This window comes from Amycolatopsis rhizosphaerae, assembly GCF_007713715.1.
In the GTDB taxonomy this organism is placed as follows: Bacteria; Actinomycetota; Actinomycetes; order Mycobacteriales; family Pseudonocardiaceae; genus Amycolatopsis_E; species Amycolatopsis_E rhizosphaerae.
On the sequence record NZ_VJWX01000879.1, the window covers coordinates 1 to 1,141 of the forward strand.

Consider the following 1,141-nt stretch of genomic DNA (forward strand, 5'->3'; position numbering starts at 1 on the left):
CCCCTGACCCCTCCGTACCCGAGTCCCACCTTCCGGCGCCTGTGTCCCACCTTCCGGCGTTTGTGTCCCACCTTCCGGCGTTTGTGTCCCACCTTCCGGGGCACGAGTTCCCCGTCCCGTGGCATCGTCCGTTGAGGACACTCCGCGGAGCACCCGCCGGACTGTTCGGCCCCCGCCGAAACGTGCCGTGCCTAGCCTGGCGACCGTGATCGAACACATCACCATCACGCCGAGCATCCTGTACTTCGGCACCCCGGTCGCGCTGCTGACCACCGAAAACGCGGATGGATCCGCGAACATCACGCCGATGTCTTCGGCCTGGGCACTGGGCGAGGTGGTCGTGCTCGGGCTGGCCCCCACCGGCCAGGGGGCGCGCAACCTCACCGCCCGCCCGGAGCTGGTGATCAACCTGCCCGGCCCGGCCCAGTGGGCCGCGGTGGAACGGCTGGCGCCGCTGACCGGCGCCGACCCGGTGCCCGAGCACAAGCGCGACCGGTTCCGGTACGAGCCGGACAAGTTCGCCGCCGCCGGTTTCCGGCCGGAGCCCGCCGAACTGGTCCGGCCGCCGCGCCTGGCCGAATGCCCCATCCAGATCGAGGCGCGCGCGGCCGCCGTCCGGGCCGATGCCGGCGACGAGTTCCTGATCATCGAGGCCAGGGTGCTGCGGGTGCACTGCGCGCCCGAGCTGATCGTCCCGGGAACGCAGCACATCGACCCGGCGCGGTGGAGTCCGCTGATCTACAACTTCCGGCACTACTTCGGGCTGGGGCCGCAGCTCGGGCACAGCTTCCGGTCGGAGACGCCCACCGGCACCGGTGTGCTCTCCCCGAGCTGACGAGACGCCCCTCCCGCCTGTGCCCCACCTTCAGGCGGGTGTGTCCCACGCTCAGGTGCCTGAGTTTCACCTTCAGGCGCTTGAGTTCCACGCTCGTCTGGGGCCGGTGCCCCTCAAGGCGCCGGACTCTTGCCGAGGCCCTGCCTGCTTGCCGGTGAGGGGTCCCCTCACGGCAGTGCGTGGCATCCAGCACTGCACGAGCGTGGGACACAAGCGCACGAGCGTGGGACACAAGCGCACGAGCGTGGGACACAAGCGCACGAGCGTGGGACACAAGCGCACGAGCGTGGGACACAAGCGCACGAG

At 70.6% G+C, this 1,141-nt stretch carries 1 protein-coding gene; it reads left to right on the plus strand.

The window, feature by feature from the left end; genetic code table 11:
* Positions 1 to 205 precede the first annotated feature (205 nt).
* On the plus strand, positions 206 to 835 hold the full coding sequence (locus FNH05_RS37600) for a flavin reductase family protein (protein ID WP_246128174.1): 630 nt from the start codon (positions 206 to 208) through the stop codon (positions 833 to 835).
* Positions 836 to 1,141 lie beyond the last annotated feature (306 nt).